17 protein-coding genes are annotated in these 17,490 nt (G+C 46.6%); 15 read left to right on the forward strand and 2 right to left on the reverse strand.

All coding sequences use genetic code 11. The features are described from left to right. Positions 1 to 26 precede the first annotated feature (26 nt). From E0698_RS09455 to E0698_RS09480, 6 genes are all read left to right on the forward strand, one after another. Entirely contained in the window at positions 27 to 980 is a 954-nt protein-coding gene (locus E0698_RS09455) for an ABC transporter permease (protein ID WP_192511393.1), read from the forward strand. Further along, positions 970 to 1,920: an iron chelate uptake ABC transporter family permease subunit gene (locus tag E0698_RS09460; protein WP_192511394.1), complete on the forward strand. Its 951-nt coding sequence runs from the start codon at positions 970 to 972 to the stop codon at positions 1,918 to 1,920. Before E0698_RS09455 ends, E0698_RS09460 begins: the two co-directional genes overlap by 11 nt. Beyond that, a complete protein-coding gene (locus tag E0698_RS09465; protein ID WP_192511395.1) occupies positions 1,914 to 2,672 on the forward strand; it encodes an iron ABC transporter ATP-binding protein in 759 nt (252 codons plus the stop codon). Before E0698_RS09460 ends, E0698_RS09465 begins: the two co-directional genes overlap by 7 nt. A 12-nt stretch (positions 2,673 to 2,684) precedes the next feature. Then, positions 2,685 to 3,668, forward strand: coding sequence for a siderophore ABC transporter substrate-binding protein (locus tag E0698_RS09470; protein WP_192511396.1), 984 nt, complete (start codon positions 2,685 to 2,687; stop codon positions 3,666 to 3,668). Between the two features lie 243 nt (positions 3,669 to 3,911). Further along, positions 3,912 to 4,823: an aldo/keto reductase gene (locus E0698_RS09475; protein ID WP_134912553.1), complete on the forward strand. Its 912-nt coding sequence runs from the start codon at positions 3,912 to 3,914 to the stop codon at positions 4,821 to 4,823. A gap of 207 nt (positions 4,824 to 5,030) precedes the next feature. Next, positions 5,031 to 5,357: a thioredoxin family protein gene (locus tag E0698_RS09480; protein WP_044644532.1), complete on the forward strand. Its 327-nt coding sequence runs from the start codon at positions 5,031 to 5,033 to the stop codon at positions 5,355 to 5,357. 128 nt (positions 5,358 to 5,485) lie between these two features. Here the strand turns inward: E0698_RS09480 and bacA are convergent, their stop codons facing one another. Beyond that, complete coding sequence (gene bacA / locus E0698_RS09485) at positions 5,486 to 6,283, reverse strand: undecaprenyl-diphosphate phosphatase (protein WP_134912555.1); 798 nt, start codon at positions 6,281 to 6,283, stop codon at positions 5,486 to 5,488. Between the two features lie 128 nt (positions 6,284 to 6,411). After that, entirely contained in the window at positions 6,412 to 7,782 is a 1,371-nt protein-coding gene (locus E0698_RS09490) for a hemolysin family protein (protein ID WP_192511397.1), read from the reverse strand. Positions 7,783 to 8,005: 223 nt separating this feature from the next. Between E0698_RS09490 and E0698_RS09495 the strand changes: the two genes are divergently transcribed. From E0698_RS09495 to E0698_RS09535, 9 genes are all read left to right on the forward strand, one after another. Continuing rightward, a complete protein-coding gene (locus E0698_RS09495) occupies positions 8,006 to 8,806 on the forward strand; it encodes a DUF1836 domain-containing protein (protein WP_192511398.1) in 801 nt (266 codons plus the stop codon). 202 nt (positions 8,807 to 9,008) lie between these two features. Further along, positions 9,009 to 9,950, forward strand: coding sequence for a glycosyltransferase family 2 protein (locus tag E0698_RS09500; RefSeq protein ID WP_134912560.1), 942 nt, complete (start codon positions 9,009 to 9,011; stop codon positions 9,948 to 9,950). Positions 9,951 to 9,990: 40 nt separating this feature from the next. After that, positions 9,991 to 10,944 (forward strand): glycosyltransferase family 2 protein, encoded by a 954-nt coding sequence (locus E0698_RS09505; protein WP_192511399.1) that lies wholly within the window; start codon positions 9,991 to 9,993, stop codon positions 10,942 to 10,944. 72 nt (positions 10,945 to 11,016) lie between these two features. Next, entirely contained in the window at positions 11,017 to 12,396 is a 1,380-nt protein-coding gene (locus E0698_RS09510) for a lipopolysaccharide biosynthesis protein (protein WP_192511400.1), read from the forward strand. Beyond that, the gene (locus E0698_RS09515; RefSeq protein WP_044644526.1) at positions 12,371 to 13,345 is read left to right on the forward strand and encodes a polysaccharide pyruvyl transferase family protein; all 975 of its coding nucleotides are present in this window, start codon (positions 12,371 to 12,373) and stop codon (positions 13,343 to 13,345) included. The genes E0698_RS09510 and E0698_RS09515 overlap by 26 nt, the downstream gene beginning before the upstream one ends. Positions 13,346 to 13,560: 215 nt before the next feature. Continuing rightward, complete coding sequence (locus E0698_RS09520) at positions 13,561 to 15,498, forward strand: BglG family transcription antiterminator (RefSeq protein WP_192511401.1); 1,938 nt, start codon at positions 13,561 to 13,563, stop codon at positions 15,496 to 15,498. A 16-nt stretch (positions 15,499 to 15,514) separates the two neighbouring features. Continuing rightward, a complete protein-coding gene (locus E0698_RS09525) occupies positions 15,515 to 15,829 on the forward strand; it encodes a PTS sugar transporter subunit IIB (protein ID WP_192511402.1) in 315 nt (104 codons plus the stop codon). Positions 15,830 to 15,872: 43 nt separating this feature from the next. Next, the gene (locus tag E0698_RS09530) at positions 15,873 to 16,187 is read left to right on the forward strand and encodes a PTS lactose/cellobiose transporter subunit IIA (protein WP_044644523.1); all 315 of its coding nucleotides are present in this window, start codon (positions 15,873 to 15,875) and stop codon (positions 16,185 to 16,187) included. 35 nt (positions 16,188 to 16,222) lie between these two features. Continuing rightward, positions 16,223 to 17,488, forward strand: coding sequence for a PTS sugar transporter subunit IIC (locus E0698_RS09535; protein ID WP_192511403.1), 1,266 nt, complete (start codon positions 16,223 to 16,225; stop codon positions 17,486 to 17,488). The last annotated feature ends 2 nt before the right edge of the window (positions 17,489 to 17,490 follow it).

The raw sequence follows: 17,490 nt of genomic DNA on the forward strand, positions 1-17,490 counted from the left end.
GGAGAACAGGCTCCCTTGGTTAGAACATGAAATTGCGTTATTTAATACTGGCTGTTCTGGTACTGGCCTTCGCCTCGGTTTTTATCGGTGTTCACGATGTAACTCCACTTGATGTGTTCCACTTAACCGAGGATCAGGCGCAGGTACTCCTGATTAGCAGATTCCCACGTTTGATCAGTATCATTATCGCAGGGGCGAATATGAGTATCTGTGGGCTCATTATGCAGCAGCTTACCCGGAACCGATTTGTATCTCCCACCACTGCAGGGACGATGGATGCGGCACGATTGGGTGTGCTGATGGCTATTATGGTGTTTGGAGCGGCGGGATTTTGGACGAAGATGCTGACGGCTTTCGGGTTTGCCCTGGCGGGGACACTGATTTTCATGAAAATACTGGATAAAATCCGTTTCAAGGACCCGGTATTTATCCCGCTGGTCGGTTTAATGTTCGGGGGCATTTTAAATTCGGTGACGACCTTTTTCGCCTATAAATACAATCTGATCCAGAGCATTTCCTCGTGGATGCAGGGTGATTTTTCACTGGTGATGAGTGGTCGCTATGAGATGCTGTATCTTAGTGTTCCTTTGGTTGCATTAGCGTACATATATGCGAATCGTTTCACAATTGCAGGCATGGGCGAGGATTTTGCGGCAAATTTGGGCGTACATTACAAGCGCACCGTCAACGTTGGTCTGGTGATCGTGGCTTTGGTTTCCTCCGTAGTCATATTGACCGTGGGAACGATCCCTTTTCTGGGGCTGGTTGTACCCAATCTGGTCAGCATGTATATGGGCGATAATCTGAAAAAAAGTTTGGCCCATACCGCGACCTTGGGCGCCGTCTTTGTGCTGTTTTGCGATATTTTGGGACGGGTCATCATTTATCCGTATGAAATATCTGTAGGGCTTACGGTTGGTGTGATCGGAAGCGCGTTGTTCTTGTATTTGCTGTTGAGGAGAAGGGCTTATGAATCCTAAATTAAAAATCGGCATATTAGCCGCTGCCGCGCTTCTGTTGATTGCTGCTTTCGTGTTTATAGATCTTCCGCATAACTGGCACTACGCGCTGCCGCGAAGATTGAAAAAGATCGCAGCCTTCATCCTGACAGGTGGATCGATTGCTTTTGCAACGGTTATTTTCCAGACGATTACCAATAACAAAATTTTGACCCCGGGCATTATCGGACTGGATTCACTGTATATGCTGGTTCAGACGACCATTGTTTTTGCATTTGGCTCCGTGCCGTTCATTTCGACTAGCCGGGAGCTGAATTTCTTATTATCTGTGGGACTGATGGTGCTGTTCGCGGGTTTATTGTACAAATTAATTTTTCGCAAGGACGGACGCGGGATTTATGTACTTCTGCTGATCGGACTGGTGTTCGGCACGCTGTTCAACAGTTTATCTACCTTTATGGAAGTGCTGATTGATCCGAACGAATATGCCAAGATTCAGGACAAAAGCTTTGCCAGCTTTAGCAATGTGAACACTGAGCTGCTGTGGCTGTCCGTCGTGATTCTTGTGCTCGTATTCGCTTATGCGTGGAGGTTCATCAAGTATCTGGATGTGCTGTCGCTCGGACGGGAGCATGCGATTAATTTGGGATTACCGTACGGTTTTATTATTAAAAGATTGCTGGTGATCGTAGCGATTCTCATCTCCATTTCCACGGCACTTGTCGGACCGATTACGTTTCTAGGATTAATTGTGGCCAATGTGGCTTATCAAGTAATGAAGACCTATCGGCACAGATATATTATTCCGGCCTCCATCTGTGTCAGTGTCATTGCATTGGCAGGATGCCAACTGCTGGCAGAGAGAGTATTCGACTTATCGACAACGGTCAGCGTCATTATTAACTTTATCGGGGGGGTGTACTTCCTGTACCTTTTGCTGCGGGAGAATAAATCATGGTAGAAGTCAAAAACGTATCCAAACGCTACGGGAATAAAAATGTGGTGGATCAGGTATCCGTCATTGTACCGAAAGGCACGATTACCTCCTTTATTGGACCTAACGGCGCGGGAAAAAGCACTTTGTTGTCGATGATCAGTCGTCTGACAGACAGCGATGAGGGTGAAATCCTGATTGACGGGCAGGCCGTGAGCCTGACGAAAAGTGAGGAGCTGGCTCGGAAGATATCCATTTTAAAACAGACCAATGATGTCAATATCCGCTTAACCGTGAAGGAGCTGGTCAGCTTCGGCCGTTTTCCGTATTCCCAGGGTAGATTGAACAGCGAGGATCGCAAAATGGTGGAGCAGTCTATGGCCTACATGGGGCTGGAGGATATGAAGGACAAGCATATTGATTTGCTTAGTGGGGGACAGCGACAGCGGGCTTTTATTGCCATGATTTTGGCTCAGGACACAGAATACATACTGCTCGATGAGCCGCTGAACAATTTGGATATGAAGCATTCGGTTCAGATTATGAAAACGCTACGCGGTTTGGTGGATGATCTCGGCAAAACGATTCTGGTCGTGCTTCACGACATTAATTTCGCATCCTGCTATTCGGACTATATTGTGGGGATGAAGGACGGCAGGCTGCTGAAGCAGGGAACCGCTGACGAAATGATTGATAGTCAGGTATTAAAGGATTTGTACGATATGGATATTCCGATTCAACAGATCGGGGAACATAAAATTTGCGTTTATTTCACTTAGGGGGAATGTTAAATGAAGAAAAATATGATGTTTTTAACGCTCATGCTTGCATTGGTACTGATCGTGTCAGCCTGTGGCAAAGCGGCTCCAGCTACACAGGAAGCGACTGGCAACGGTTCATCTTCTGCTGCAACAACAGAATCCAAAACCATCGAGGTTAAACATGCACTGGATGAAAACCCGGTCCAAGTCAAAGTTAACCCGAAAAATGTCGTTGTTTTTGATTTTGGCTCATTGGATACATTGGATAAGCTGGGTGTTGACGTTGCGGCGGTAGCGCAGCAGGATCTTCCTACGTATTTGAGCAAATATAAAGATTCCAAATATGCAAGTGCAGGCACGCTGTTTGAACCGGATTACGAGAAGATCAGCGATCTGTCTCCTGAATTGATCATCATCGGTGGCAGACAAGCAGATGCGTACAAAGAATTGAGCAAAATTGCACCAACCATTTCGTTGGCTGTAGACACCAAGGATTATATAAACTCCTTTAAGAAAAACGTTGAAACACTGGGTCAAATCTTCAACAAAGAGGATGCTGCCAAGCAGGAACTGGCTGCGATTGATAGCTCCATCAAGGCCGTACATGACAAGGCGGTAGCGAGCAAAGCTAAAGGACTGATCGTGCTGACGAATGAAGGAAGCCTGAGCGCATATGGCTCACAATCCCGCTTCGGTATCATTCATGATGCTTTTGGCGTAACCCCTGTGGATCCTGACATTAAAGTATCCACGCATGGACAAAAGGTTTCTTTTGAATACGTACAGCAAAAAAATCCGGATTACATCTTTGTCGTTGACCGTGGAGCAGTCGTGGTAGAGGAAGGCAAGGAACAGGTTACAGGCAAACAAACGATTGAAAACGAGCTGGTGAAGAAAACCAATGCATTTAAAAACGGTCATATTGTGTATCTTGACCCGAACTACTGGTACTTGTCAGGTAATGGTCTGGAATCCGTGTCCGAAATGATCAAGGAAATGGATGCCGCGCTGTAATGGATAACTTGTACACGATGGAGATTTGCATACGATGAAAGGTCATCTAGATTTCCAGTGTCAATTCCCCGAGGCCATCAAGTGGTTGTTCCGATAGCACGAATGTAATATGGACTTTATGCAATAATCCCAAAGGATTGGAGATCGTGGAGTCTCTATGCCCTTTGGGGTTATTTTTTGCGTATAATAGAGTAATATTCAAAATTTAATGTTAAACGCTAATGAAAGTGAGGGAACCAATAGATGAAGAAAAATCGTCTGGGGTCTTCGGATTTGCTGGTAGGCGAGATTGGCTTGGGCTGTATGTCGGTCGGTACGGAGGAACAGCAAGGTGTTTACCTGATCCATGAAGCGCTGGATCGGGGCGTGAACCTGCTGGATACGGCGGATTTATACCATCACGGACGTAATGAGGAAATTGTGGGGGCAGCAATTCGTGGACGGCGTCAAGATGTCGTTTTGGCGACCAAGGTGGGTAATCGGCGTATGCCGGGCCAAGTGGGCTGGGGGTGGGACCCGTCCAAGGAGTATATTCTGTCTGCGGTCAAAGAAAGCCTGCGCCGTCTGGGAACGGACTATATCGACCTGTATCAGCTTCACGGTGGGACGATTGACGATCCCATCGACGAAACGATTGAAGCTTTTGAACAGCTCAAAAGGGAGGGGGTCATCCGTTATTATGGCATTTCTTCGATTCGTCCTCACGTCATCCGTGAATATGTCGAGCGTTCGAATATCGTCAGCGTCATGAATCAATATAGCTTGCTGGACCGTCGGGCAGAGGAAGAGGTACTGTCATTACTTCAGGATCGGGGAATCAGCGTCATTGCACGCGGGCCTGTTGCCAGCGGCGTATTGACCGACGAAGGAGAAGGCAAGGTAGCCAAGGGCTATCTGGACTACGAAGAGGCAGAGCTGCTGGACTTACGCAAGCAATTAAAGGCATTTACGAGTGCAGAGCGCAGCATGGGGCAGACAGCTATCCGTTATAGCCTGTCTCACCCGGCTGTTGCTGCTGTCATCCCGGGTGCAAGCTCACGGGGACAATTGGAGCATAATATCGCAGCAGCCAGTATCCCGCCGTTATCCAAGCAGGAGCGGGAGGCACTACAGCAAATTAGCCGGGCTAACCGCTATGATGCGCAATACCGTTAATATGAGCACACGTAGGGCAGAGGGGATCTTTGTCACACGGTTGGAAATGCGATTTGCCAGCCGATAAATTGGTTCATACTTTTGAACGTGTACTTGCCATAGTTGCAATATATGAAAGAACCATTACAATATAAGAATAAGCTCAGGTTTATAATCCATATTTGGTTATGGAGACGTTCATAAATATACTCTAGGAGGAACCAACAAATGGAACGCATCGAATCACAGCAGCAGTATCAGGATTTGATTAACGGTGACGGCTTGACGGTCGTAAAATTTGATACAACCTGGTGTCCGGATTGCAAAACACTGGATAAATTCATGGGTGGCATTATCGAGGAAAATGCAGATAAGCGCTTTTTTGCGCTTGATGCTGAGAAATTCCAGCCGATTGCTGAAGAAAACCAGGTACGTGGAATCCCGAGCCTGCTCGTTTTCCGTAACGGCGAAAAAATTGCTCATTTGCACAGCAAATATGCCAAGACGCCAGCACAAATCTCCGAATACCTGACCACGTTGGAATCAAAACAATAATCAGAACGAATAATAGAGATAGTTCCAGACTATCTTTCCTTTCAGCAAAATAGTAAAAGGGATATCCAAGGACTGATCATTCAGGCCATATGGATATCCCTTTTTAGTTATCGGTACCAAACAACGGCTTATAAAATAATGAAAAAGAACACAGCCGCCAGCACGAAGCGGTAAATGGCGAATGTAGTCAGGCTCAAGCGTTTGAGCAGACCGAGGAACGTTTTGATCGCCAGCATTCCGACGATAAAGGCAGTGATAAAGCCTGCCGCGAACACCGGAAAATCACTCATAGACAGATGATCCATACTTTTGATCATATCAATACCCGATGCACCCAGCATGACCGGAACAGATACGAGGAATGTAAATTCCGCGGCTGCCGTATGGCTTACACGTGCGAATAGGCCCCCAGACATGGTTGAGCCTGAACGGGAGAATCCTGGCCATAGAGCTAGGACTTGGAACATACCGATGGTAAATGCTTGTTTGTATGTGATCTCATCCAGCGTATGTGATCTAATAGGCGGATGAAATTTCTCAGCTGCGATCATTAGCAGGCCCCCGATAACCAAACTGTACAAAACCGTTTCAGGACCAAACAGGTACTGCTTGATTACATCACGGAACAGTACGCCAATTAGCCCCGCTGGGATCATGGCTAAAATAATATGTAACAGGTTTAGACGTGGCTGGCTCGAGATTTTGCGTCTGAAATCAAATAAGCTTAGGAACCTGCGCCAGTACAATACGACAACCGCCAGCACAGCACCCAACTGCACAATAACCTCGAACGTTTTGACTGTATCATTCTCCGTGTTTAACCCCAGAAGATCAGCCGTCAGGATCATATGACCCGTCGAAGAGACCGGCAAAAACTCTGTCAGCCCTTCAATAATACCCATAATAATAGATGATAAAATATCCACTTTATTAGTTCCTCCTTACACGCGTGCAGGGCAAACGGCCTAAGCCGTTTGCCCTGGAAGTATGTCATTTCAGTAGGAGTGAACGCAAGTGTCAAGTGCACAGTGCAAGCCGCTCAGGTCACAGCGGTTCACTCCTGGGAAGAAGTGTCAGATTCCGCTTCCAACTCGGATACAGGAGATTCATTGTGCAGAATAATCTCCACTCGTCGAATACGATTTTTACCCATTTCACGAATGATAAATTTCACATCATCTTCTATGAATTCCTTGCCCTGTCTCGGTTCCGGAACCCGACTATACACCCACCCTCCGACAGTATCCACGTCCTCATCGTCCAACGTCAAGCCAGTCAGATCACTCAAATCGGAAAGCATCACCTTGCCATCCATCAAATAACTGTTCTCCGTTAATTTCTCGATTTCCTTCCGTTCATCCTTATCGAATTCGTCACGGATTTCGCCAACAATTTCCTCCAAAATGTCCTCAATAGTAATCAGACCGGAGGTTCCGCCGTATTCATCGACGAGTAGGGCGATATGAACCTGCTCCTTCTGCATGCGTTTGAGCAGCGTGTTGACAGGTATAACTTCCGGAACAGTCAGGATCGGTTGAATCAGACTATTGAAATCAAGCTCAGGGTTGCGGTCATACTCAAGGAACAACTGCTTGGTATTAATCATACCGATGATCTGATCCTTGTTCTCTGTCGCCACCGGAAAACGGGTATACTGCTCTTCGTGAATGGTCAGCATGTTTTCTTTCAGCGAGCGATTCGTAAACAAGCATACCATATCTGTACGTGGCACCATAATTTCTTTGGCAACGGTCTCGTCAAAAGCAAAGATACGATTCACGTAGCCATATTCGGTGTTATTGATCTTACCACTTTCCACGCTTTCGGACAAAATGATCTGAATTTCCTCCTGAGAATGCGCTTCCTCATGCTCGCTTGCCGGTTGAAGACCAAACAAACGAACCAAACGGTTGGCCGAGCCATTCAGGAGCCAGATAAACGGATACATAATCCGGTTAAACCATACGATGACCGGGGAGGTCAACAAGCTTACTGCTTCCGCTTTGCGGATCGCCAGCGTTTTGGGAGCCAGTTCACCGATAACCACGTGCAGGTAAGTTACAATGACAAATGAAATAATAAAGGCCAGGATATGTGAAAATTCCCCATTGATGTTGAGCTGTTGAAAGAGAGGCTCCAGCAATTTGACCACGGTCGGTTCACCGAGCCAGCCGAGTCCCAACGCTGTAATCGTAATACCAAGCTGACAGGCGGACAGGTAGCCGTCCAGATTATTGACGACCTTTTGTAGCGCCAGTGCGTTTTTACGGTTCTCCACTACCAGCTGATCGACCCGGCTGGAACGGATTTTAATAATCGCAAACTCGGTAGCCACGAAGAAAGCACTAAATATAATCAACACCGCGAACAAAAATAGACTGACACCTATACCCATGTAATTTTCACTCATCCCTTTTTCGTTCAATTTTTAATGAACTCCATTTTAAGTTCACTTGAACTTATTTTAAGAACTTAAAAGCAAATATACAAGGTTCATATCCAATCATAGCAGGTCACCTGCCTCCAATTTGTACGGAAAATAAGGCGAAACAGAACCCGCACGGACCATTGCTTCACTTTACAAGCCTAGTTTATGGGCGTATGATGAGTTCAAATGAACTTGAAATGGTTTAAAGGGAGGAAAGCAGATGGAGTCTTTTACCCTCACACGCCGTGATATGGCCCATTTGCTGCTGGCGATGGAAGGTCGCCGCGAATTGCAGCCGTTGGCCGTTCTTCAGGATGCCTGGAGACGCACCCATATCCATCCGGGCCGTCCCGGCAGTACGATGCCGACATTTTTGTATACTGAGGTAACGCCTGTGCTGGATAAAATTATCAAGGGCAAACACAGCGCAGCTTTTTCGCTACAGGAAATCGTTTCTCTCGGCCAACTGGTCGAGTATAGTCATGTTTCATTGGCCTCTATGCAGAATTGGGTCAAACGCGACTTCAAGGAATTTCTCGGATCACCGAAGATCGGTAAAAAATATTCAGTCAACCAGGCCGCACTGCTGCTCATTGTGGAGGATTTGAAATCATGCCTTGATTTTGAATCCATCCGTCAGTTATTTCATATCCTGTTCCAACAGCCGGAGGATGATACGGATGATCTAATCCAGCCGGTCGATTTGTACGCTGCTTATTCAACCTTGTTTGAGGAGCTGGATGCGAATGGAGATCAACTGCTGGATGTGGCAGGAGCCGTGCTTGCCAAAGAAAACGGGAATTCCGCTACAGGGCAGCAGCGTCAGGAAGGTGCGACGGAGGAATTGCTGATTCAGGCGGCAGATCAATACACGAGTCGTTTGCAGCATTTGACCCCTATCCAGTGTCAAGCCGTTCGGAATACATTGCTGGTAGCTGCGGTATCGGTGCAAAATAGTTATTTTTTGTCCATGGCACGCAGGTATGTGAATGCAACGTTGTTTCTGGACTTTCAAGGGTAGATCAGGATTGGCGCTAGAAGCCGATCCTATTTTTTTGCCCTTTTTCGAGTATTGTCTACCCTTTTGGAGACTGAAAAAGTATACAAAAGAGGTATATACACTAAAACGCTGTCAAAGATACAATAAACATATATCATCCAGCAATTGGAAAAACTTAGAATATCTCTTCCAAAGCATCTGGATACACACAGGAGGTAATGGCATGTCCGATGTCTCCATCATCATTTGTACCCGCAATCGGATCGAAGATCTGACACGCTGTATACAATCTATTGCAGGACAGCAGCAGCTGGAGCATACGGCTGTAGAGCTGCTGATTGTGGATGACGGCGATATTTCCGACCAACAGGTCGAGCTGTACCGTGACATGGTATCCGGCTTGTCTCAAGGCATTTTGAAGTATCATAAAAAAAGTCGTCCCGGCGTTTGGTTGTCCCGCTATGAAGCGTTGTCTCTCGTACGGTATGATATCGTGCTGTATTTTGACGATGATGCCGAACTGGATGATAAACTCTATATCCGGCGCTTGCTCGATACCTATGATCAGGATGAAACGATTGTGGGTGTTGGAGGGATTGCAAAGGGACTACATTCGAGCCGGGCAGGGAAGCTGCTGGGCATTTTGACATTTCAGATGTCTCCGTCTCTTGGCAAGCTTTCGCCCAGTAGCCTGGCAGGTTCATTGCTGCGCTGGGGAGAAGCGACGGAGGTTTTTGATACGGAATTTTTTCATGGCTGCAACATGTCGTTCCGGCGGGATGCGCTTCGGGATATGAAGCCGTATCCGTGGATGACCAGCTATGCCGTGGCTGACGATTTGTACATGTGCCAGTTGGCGAGCCGTTATGGCAAACTGGTTATCAATCCCGACTTGACGATCATTCATCACGAATCCCCAAGCTCGCGCGATAAGGCGGGCAAAGTAGCCAAGGCTACAGCGATCAATCACTATTATTTTCTTGCTCTGAAAAAGGCGGGAGCCATCCAGTACGGAGCGCTTTTATGGACCTTGTCCTACCTGATGTTCAAGGAAATACTACGCCGTAACTTTAATGCCGCAGAAGGATACAAGCAGGGGGTGCTGTTCATTCTGAACCCGCGCAAGCAAAAATATAACGAATATTTAGGCCCGGCGGTTCAGTAATCTGATTCCACACACATTTTCAGGATAAAGGGGGAGTATGATGTTAAGCTTGTCCATTGCCCTGTGCACCCGAAATCGGGTTGACGATCTGACCCGATGCATTAATTCAATAGCTATTGGTGGGGCACCGGAGGCATGTGAAACCGAGCTGTGGATTATTGATGATGGAGAACTGCCGAGGCATGTGCTGGAACGTTATGAACGTCAGTTGGGCAGAGCGGGAATTACCTACCGATATCATCGCAAGGAGCAGCCGGGATTATGGTTATCTCGTGTAAAGACAGCTGAACTTGCGCAGGGCGACATCATTTTGTTTCTTGACGATGATGTTGAGCTGCCAAACAACTATTTGAACGAGCTGATACGCACCTATGAGGCTTATCCGCAGGCCGCTGGTGTCGGTGGCATTGCGAAGGGAATGAGCAACAGCTTCATGGGGACCATTCGTTGCCTGCTATCATTCCAGCAGTCCTTGTCCAAAGGCAAGCTGTCTCTCAGCGGTCAATCCGGCTCGATGTACAACTGGCACAAGGCGAAAAAGACGTTTCGAACCGAGTTTTTTCACGGCTGCAATATGTCATTTCGTCGTGAGGCGATTCGCAGTCTGGAGCCGGTACCTTGGCTGCAAAGCTATAGCGTAGGGGAAGACCTGTTACTGTCGCGCATTGCCATGAAAAGCGGCCCGCTGTACATTAACCCGGCGCTTACGCTCCTTCACCACGAATCGCCGTCCTCGCGCGACAATATGGAGCAGGTCACTTATATGCGGGTGATGAATCATATTCATCTGCTGCGGGACGAGCGATCTGGTCCGATTGGCTATGCTGCGCTGTATTGGACGACGCTGTATCAAATTTTGAGAGAGAAGCCCAAGAAAAATCATACTGCCATTCAAGGCTACAGAAAAGCGCTGAAGGCGATTTTTTCAAGTCCGGAGGAGCCTGTTGGCGGAGATCAGCTGCCTGAACGCAATTCCAAAAAAACGGTAGGCTGATGGAGGTGCGGCAGGAGCGCGATGTGAACATAGAGACGAGAGGCTTAATAAGGAACAGGAGTTGGACGTAACATGAGCACATGGACAGCAGCAAGGAAAGTATTCACGGGTGACAGTCTCGCCAAAACGATCATGCGCACGAGTTTTAACAATTTTTTCGTGCTGATCGTCACGACCCTGACTTCCATCCTGACCGCACGTATGCTCGGAGTCGAGGGGAAAGGAGAACTGGCGGCGGTTCTGTTCTGGCCTACGCTGATCGGTAGCGTGCTGAGCTTCGGCTTGCCTACGTCGCTGATTTATAACCTCAAGAAGAAAACAGGCACGACGGAGGAGCTGGTGGCGCTGTCGCTGTGGATTCAGTTGCCTGCCAGCTTGCTGGCGGGAGCTGTAGCGTGGATATGTATGCCGCTATGGCTGAACGGCTATGGTGCGGATATCGTTCACCTGTCACAGCTCTATTGTGCGGCGGCGGTTCCGCTGGCGGTGCTTACGGCACTGACAACGGCATTGTCGCAAGGACTGGATCGGTTTAGCGTATATAACGGTCTGCTGTTTTACTATCCGCTGCTGAACTTCATCGGTCTGGTGACATTATGGCTGATGGGGCTGCTCAATGTGCAGTTGGCAGGGGCCGTGAATTTTGCCGCGAGTTTCCTTGCGCTGGTATGGGCGTTCTTCCGTTTGCGCAAGCATATGAATTTGCGTACTTTCCGCCTGTTCACCAGCCGCCAGGTGCTCCGCCCTTATTATAGCTATGGAGCGAGAGTCTACGGGATGGAATTGATGGGGACGCTGTCCACCCAAACAGACAAAATCGTCATCGTGGCGCTGCTGTCCCCCAAGGCGTTTGGTCTGTACTCTGTCGTCTATGCTCTGTCGCGTGTGTTCAATGTGGTGCAGAACGCTGTTACGAATGTAACCTTTCCGAAGGTGACTGGAATGGAGCACAGCAAAATTGTCGAAACCGTCGGTCGTGCTTTTCGCATCTCCATGGCTGCGATGCTGATCGTCATCGTGCCTGCTTTGTTCATTGGACGATACATGCTGGGCTTGCTGTACGGCCCCGCTTTTCTGGAAGCATCGTTAACCTTCTATCTGCTGTCACTGGAGTGCATCATCGGAGGCGGCTCATGGATTCTGGCTTCGGCCTTCAACGCACTGGGTCGGCCAGGGCTGGTGCTGTTCCGGCAAATTGTAGCCTATGCGATCACCGTCGGTCTATTTTTTATTTGTACACCGATCTTTGGTCTGGACGGCATTGCGATTGCTTTGCTCGTAGGCGCTTGTGTACGGTTGGCGTTCTCACTGTTCTCGTTCCCCATGTTTTTCGATGTTCCGTTATCACGGATCATTTTTGATAAAAGTGATATCACATTTGTCATTCAGACCATACAAAAGAAGCGCAGGAAGGGAGAACTGAAAGATGCCGAATTCGCATCCCATGGCTAAACTGAAAAATAAGCTGAGCGTCATTCTCGACGTAGTCCCCCAAGGTTCGAACATCATTTATGTTGACTACCCCGTGTATAACAACGGTGGGGACGTGCTCATCATGAAAGGCACCGAGGCGTTCTTCAAGGATAACGGTATCCGTGTTCGTGCCCGTTACAGTGCTATGGATATTCCCGATCAGCTTCAAATTCCGGGAGACTGGATTATCGTGTGTCACGGAGGTGGCAATTTCGGTGATTTATATTCAAATCACCAAAATCTGCGGGAACGCATCGTACGGGATTTTCCGAGCCACCGCATTGTAATCATGCCGCAGACGATCCATTTTCAATCTGAACAGAAGGGGAATGAGGTCGCTGCGCTGTTCAATGCTCACCCGGATCTACATATGTTTGTGCGGGATACACGTTCATATCAGTGGGCCAAGGAGAAGCTGAATCAGTGCAGCATCACGCTATGCCCGGACATGGCGCACCAGCTCTGGCCGTTGAAGCCGACTACGGAAACGGTCAAGGACGTACTGTACTTCCTGCGCACGGATATTGAAACCGTAGGAGGGCAAAAGCAATTCGACGACGAGGCAGATGCCGCCCACCGTCTGGACTGGGATACTCTGTTCACTCCGCTGGAAGTGAAAGGGATCGTCTACTTCCAGAAGTTTTACCGTCTGGACAAGAAAATCGGCGGTCCGCTGCCTACACGTACCTTTTGGTACAAGTACACCGACCACCTCATGAACAAGGCGGTTACGCTGTTCAGCTCTTACCGCGAGGTGCGCACCTCACGGCTGCACGGTCATATCCTGGCCTGCCTGCTCGATATGCCGCATGTCGTCATTGATAATTCGTACGGCAAAAACTCGCAGTATTATAACACCTGGACACAGCCCAATCCCAAAGCGAAGCTGTTCAGCGATACACCTGATGCGCTGGAGCAGCCGTCTTAATCTCTATTCCTCCGCACCATAAACTCCCAAAAAGCCTCCTGACCATTTACTGGCTCAGGGGGCCTTTTACTTTGGAAAGCTGATTATTTATCATTTCCTAATGTCATAGGAAATTCGTTTAATATCTCTGACATCCTTTGTCGTTTACAATGAATTCATAGAGTTTACAGGGAAGGTGATATGGGCAAAGTGTGGTGGAAGGGGGGAGATCATCAATGAACAATCGTCAAATCAGTATACTTCTTCGTATTCTCTTTGGAAACGATCCACTTACCGGCAGTTCCATTGCGAAAGAATTTTTGGTCAGTGCCAGAACCGTTCGTTCGGATATTAAGCTGCTGAATAACGAATTGTCTAAATATAAAGTCCAGATTCATTCATCGAAGCAAGTCGGCTATTATATCGAGCCCAGAGATAAGAAAATCATTAGAGGTATTTTCGAGGAGTTCAATCTCACGGATCAGGAGACGGATGTACCGAATACGCCTATTGAAAGAACCGTGTATATCGTGCTCAAGCTCTTGTTTTCAACCGACTATATAACGATGGAAACTATAGCCGATGATATCTACGTTTCCAAGACGACCATTAATTATGATATCAAGCGAGTGAGTGAAGTCGTTCATAGCTTTCCAAGCTTGCAGTTAACGGTATCTCAAACCAAAGGCTTATTGCTGTCGGGAAATGAAATTTCCAAGCGGGCGCTTCTATACCATGCTCTACAGCAGGGGACAACAGGCAAGCACTTGGAAATTATGAATCGCATAAAATATCTGTTCAAGGAACCCCATGTCTATGATGATCTTATTGAGTTCCAGAAGCTAGTTATGAATATGCTTAATTCTTACGGGTACTTCCTAACCGATCAGGACATTTTCTCCTTGTTTATAGATTTTTTTATCAGCATGAAGCGCAGCCAGACGGGATTTATTATAGATCAACAGATTGAGGAAGAGCTGGACCCGGATATTGTGAAAATTGTCTTGGCGGGTATGAGCAAGCTTATGGCTGAACCGGAGGAAAATGAACTGAAGTATCTACAGCAACGCTTCCAATCCAAGCGGCTGTTAAATGTGAAAAATGATGATTCACATACACAGAACCAAGAAGCCGTTGACATTGTGAAGCACTTATTGGTCGAGATACGAAGTAAATTTGGTATTAATTTTCTGAACAATGAGAATTTGACCCATAATCTTATTCAACATATAAGTCCACTGATCTATCGTTTGAAAACGCATACTTTTGAGATTAACCCCTTAAAAGAGGAAACGCGAAGAAAGTATCCTTTTGCCTTTGAGCTATCGAATGTCCTTGTACCTATCATTAAAGAAAGGTATGGGCTAACGATTAATGAATCAGAGCTGACCTACATTTCATTACACCTTGCCGTGGCGCTGGAAGAAGTGTTTGACAAGCCTGTGGTTGCCATTATGTGCGGCTCAGGCTTGGGAACGGCTCAGCTTTTATACCGCAAGCTGTTGTCCTATTACGGTGAACGGCTGAACATTTTGGGATGGTACTCTATGTATCAGCTTGAACAGGTATTGAATGGGGACTTGGGGCAGGTTGATTTTATAGTGACTACGGTACCCATAGAGGCGGACACAAGCATTCCTGTGTTGCAGGTCAATCCGTTGCTGAACCGGTCAGACCTGAATAAAATCGAGAAATATTTACAAAGTCCTATTCGCATTCACAGCCAGAACAGTCACGAATCAGGGAACGGCCATTCTTTTTTCAGCGAGGGATTATTTGAATACGTTAGACAGCCGGGTGATTACTTTCAAGTTCTGCGTACATTAACAGCAAATTTGTTAGAGCAGCACATGATTAGCGATGGTGAAGAGTTCTATCAATCTGTCATTGAGCGGGAGCAGATGCAGTCCACTGTTTTGGCAAATTTAATTGCTCTGCCACATGCGATGGATTATATCTCCACCAAAACAGCTATTTCGGTAGGGGTGCTGGAGGAGCCGATCAAGCATGAAGGCAGAAAAATCAAACTGGTGATGCTGGTGGCCATTAATCCGAAGGAAAAAGAAGAGCTGAACCGATTGTACAGCATGATTGAACGAATTTTGGAAACAGACCATGTCAAAGCGCTCACAAGCGCGGAAAATTTTCAGGCTTTTATGGAAAATTTAATGTAAAAGGAGATCGTTTATTATGAATATTTTATTAGTTTGTGCCGCAGGAATGTCTACCAGTATATTGGTCAGCAAAATGAAAAAGTCCCTTGAGCCAGATCAACAGGATTGGGTCATTGAGGCTCATCCGATTGGAGAGTTATCCGATTACATTAACAACTTTGATGTGGTTTTATTGGGACCGCAGGTGAGTCACAAGCTCAAGGGAGTCGAGAAGGAGTACGGTTCTTACGGTAAGCCGATTGCTGTCATTAATTCTCTTGATTACGGAATGGGTAACGGAAAAAAAGTAGTTGAGTTTGCAATTGAGTTAGTTCATAAAAACAATTTATGATCCAAATATGTGACAAATAAAAAAGAAAGAAGAGGGATGGAATATGGAGACAGAGACAGAACAACATATTATGGGAATTATTCTTCACTCCGGCGAAGCCAACAAAAAGGCATTTGCCGCACTCGGTGAAGTGAGAAAACGGAATTTTGAACAAGCCAGAGCACTGATTAAGGAAGCCTCCAAGGAATCGGTTCAAGCACATAAAGTGCAGACCAAGCTGATGCAGCAGGAAGCCGACGATCAAAAGCTGGAAATGAATCTGCTGGTTGTACATGCACAGGATCATTTAATGAACTCTTTATTAACCATTGATTTAATTGAGGAATTAATTGAAGTATTTTATGAATTGCACCATTAAAAAAATACAAACATCGAGAAAGAAGGCGCAGCCATATGGCAATTTCAATAGAGTCCTTCACTGAAAAACTACAGCAATTTGCGGGAGTATTACAAGATAATAAATACTTCGATGCTATTTCCAAGGGCTTAATGGGGACGATGCCGATTATTTTCGTAGGTTCCATTGCGGCGTTAGTTAATGCTCTGCCCATAGATGCCTATCAAAGCTTTATTACAGACACGGGATTGAAAAATTACCTTCAGTTGGCGACCAAGTTGACTACAGACATGATCGCTCTCTATGCCGTATTTAGTATTGCATACAGCATGTCCAAAAATTATAAGCAAGACGGACTGAATGCAGGCATACTGGCCTTGCTGAGCTTTTTAGTCGTCACTCCATTGGATATGAGTAAGGATGGAGCATTTTCCTTGCCGTTTCAGTGGCTGGGAGCAACCGGATTATTTATATCTATTATTATGGGTTTAATGGTAGGCAGATTATATGCTTTGCTTCTTAAAAAGGGAATATCCATTAAGATGCCGGATGGCGTTCCACCGTCCGTTGCAAAATCTTTTGCCGGGCTGATCCCGGGACTCGTCATTATCGCGGTTGATTTGTGTATTAATGGCTTGTTCAATGTAACTTCCTATGGAAATATTCATAACTTTGTTTATCATCTCCTGCAGACCCCTCTTCAAAATCTGGGAGGAACGTATTGGGCTTTTATTCTGACGATCGGGCTTTTGAGCCAAATCTTGTGGGTCGTAGGGATTCACGGAGGAATGGTTTGTTTGTCGGTGATGATGCCCATCTTTATGGCCCTGGATTTACAGAATTTGTCCGCCTACTCCGCAGGACAACCTCTTCCGAACATTGTGGGCATGAACTTCATGTTGGTGTACGGAATTGGAGCAGGCTGTTCGATTGGACTGGCTATTCTTCTGGTTGTGGCTAAAAGTGAACGTTATAAAGCGTTGAGCAAGATTGCTTTTCCATCGGCTATATTTGGGATCAGTGAACCGACCATTTTTGGTGCTCCGATTATTTTAAACCCGGTATTGGCGATTCCTTTCATCGTCAGTCCAATCATCAGTTACACACTGGCCTACTTCCTAACTACGATGGATGTATTGCCTCGTCTGGGACTGCAAGTACCTTTGGGTCTTCCACCTATTATTAACGGATTTATGTCCGGTGGCTGGAGGGTTGCCTTGTTTCAGGTATTTTTGATCCTCATATCTCTTGTTACTTATTATCCTTTCTTCAAGTCACTTGATAAGCATGCGAAGAAGGAAGAATTGGGAGGTGCAGCCTGAAC

Origin of the sequence: Paenibacillus sp. 23TSA30-6, assembly GCF_014858585.1 — a bacterium.
GTDB lineage: Bacteria > Bacillota > Bacilli > Paenibacillales > Paenibacillaceae > Paenibacillus.

Coding starts and splice junctions, on each gene's coding strand:
- E0698_RS09455 (WP_192511393.1), top strand. CDS start 27: ATGAAATTGCGTTATTTAATACTGGCTGTTCTGGTACTGGCCTTCGCC.
- E0698_RS09500 (WP_134912560.1), top strand. CDS start 9,009: ATGTCCGATGTCTCCATCATCATTTGTACCCGCAATCGGATCGAAGAT.
- E0698_RS09535 (WP_192511403.1), top strand. CDS start 16,223: ATGGCAATTTCAATAGAGTCCTTCACTGAAAAACTACAGCAATTTGCG.
- E0698_RS09465 (WP_192511395.1), top strand. CDS start 1,914: ATGGTAGAAGTCAAAAACGTATCCAAACGCTACGGGAATAAAAATGTG.
- E0698_RS09510 (WP_192511400.1), top strand. CDS start 11,017: ATGAGCACATGGACAGCAGCAAGGAAAGTATTCACGGGTGACAGTCTC.
- E0698_RS09480 (WP_044644532.1), top strand. CDS start 5,031: ATGGAACGCATCGAATCACAGCAGCAGTATCAGGATTTGATTAACGGT.
- E0698_RS09460 (WP_192511394.1), top strand. CDS start 970: ATGAATCCTAAATTAAAAATCGGCATATTAGCCGCTGCCGCGCTTCTG.
- E0698_RS09520 (WP_192511401.1), top strand. CDS start 13,561: ATGAACAATCGTCAAATCAGTATACTTCTTCGTATTCTCTTTGGAAAC.
- E0698_RS09475 (WP_134912553.1), top strand. CDS start 3,912: ATGAAGAAAAATCGTCTGGGGTCTTCGGATTTGCTGGTAGGCGAGATT.
- E0698_RS09495 (WP_192511398.1), top strand. CDS start 8,006: ATGGAGTCTTTTACCCTCACACGCCGTGATATGGCCCATTTGCTGCTG.
- E0698_RS09515 (WP_044644526.1), top strand. CDS start 12,371: ATGCCGAATTCGCATCCCATGGCTAAACTGAAAAATAAGCTGAGCGTC.
- E0698_RS09525 (WP_192511402.1), top strand. CDS start 15,515: ATGAATATTTTATTAGTTTGTGCCGCAGGAATGTCTACCAGTATATTG.
- E0698_RS09505 (WP_192511399.1), top strand. CDS start 9,991: ATGTTAAGCTTGTCCATTGCCCTGTGCACCCGAAATCGGGTTGACGAT.
- E0698_RS09530 (WP_044644523.1), top strand. CDS start 15,873: ATGGAGACAGAGACAGAACAACATATTATGGGAATTATTCTTCACTCC.
- E0698_RS09470 (WP_192511396.1), top strand. CDS start 2,685: ATGAAGAAAAATATGATGTTTTTAACGCTCATGCTTGCATTGGTACTG.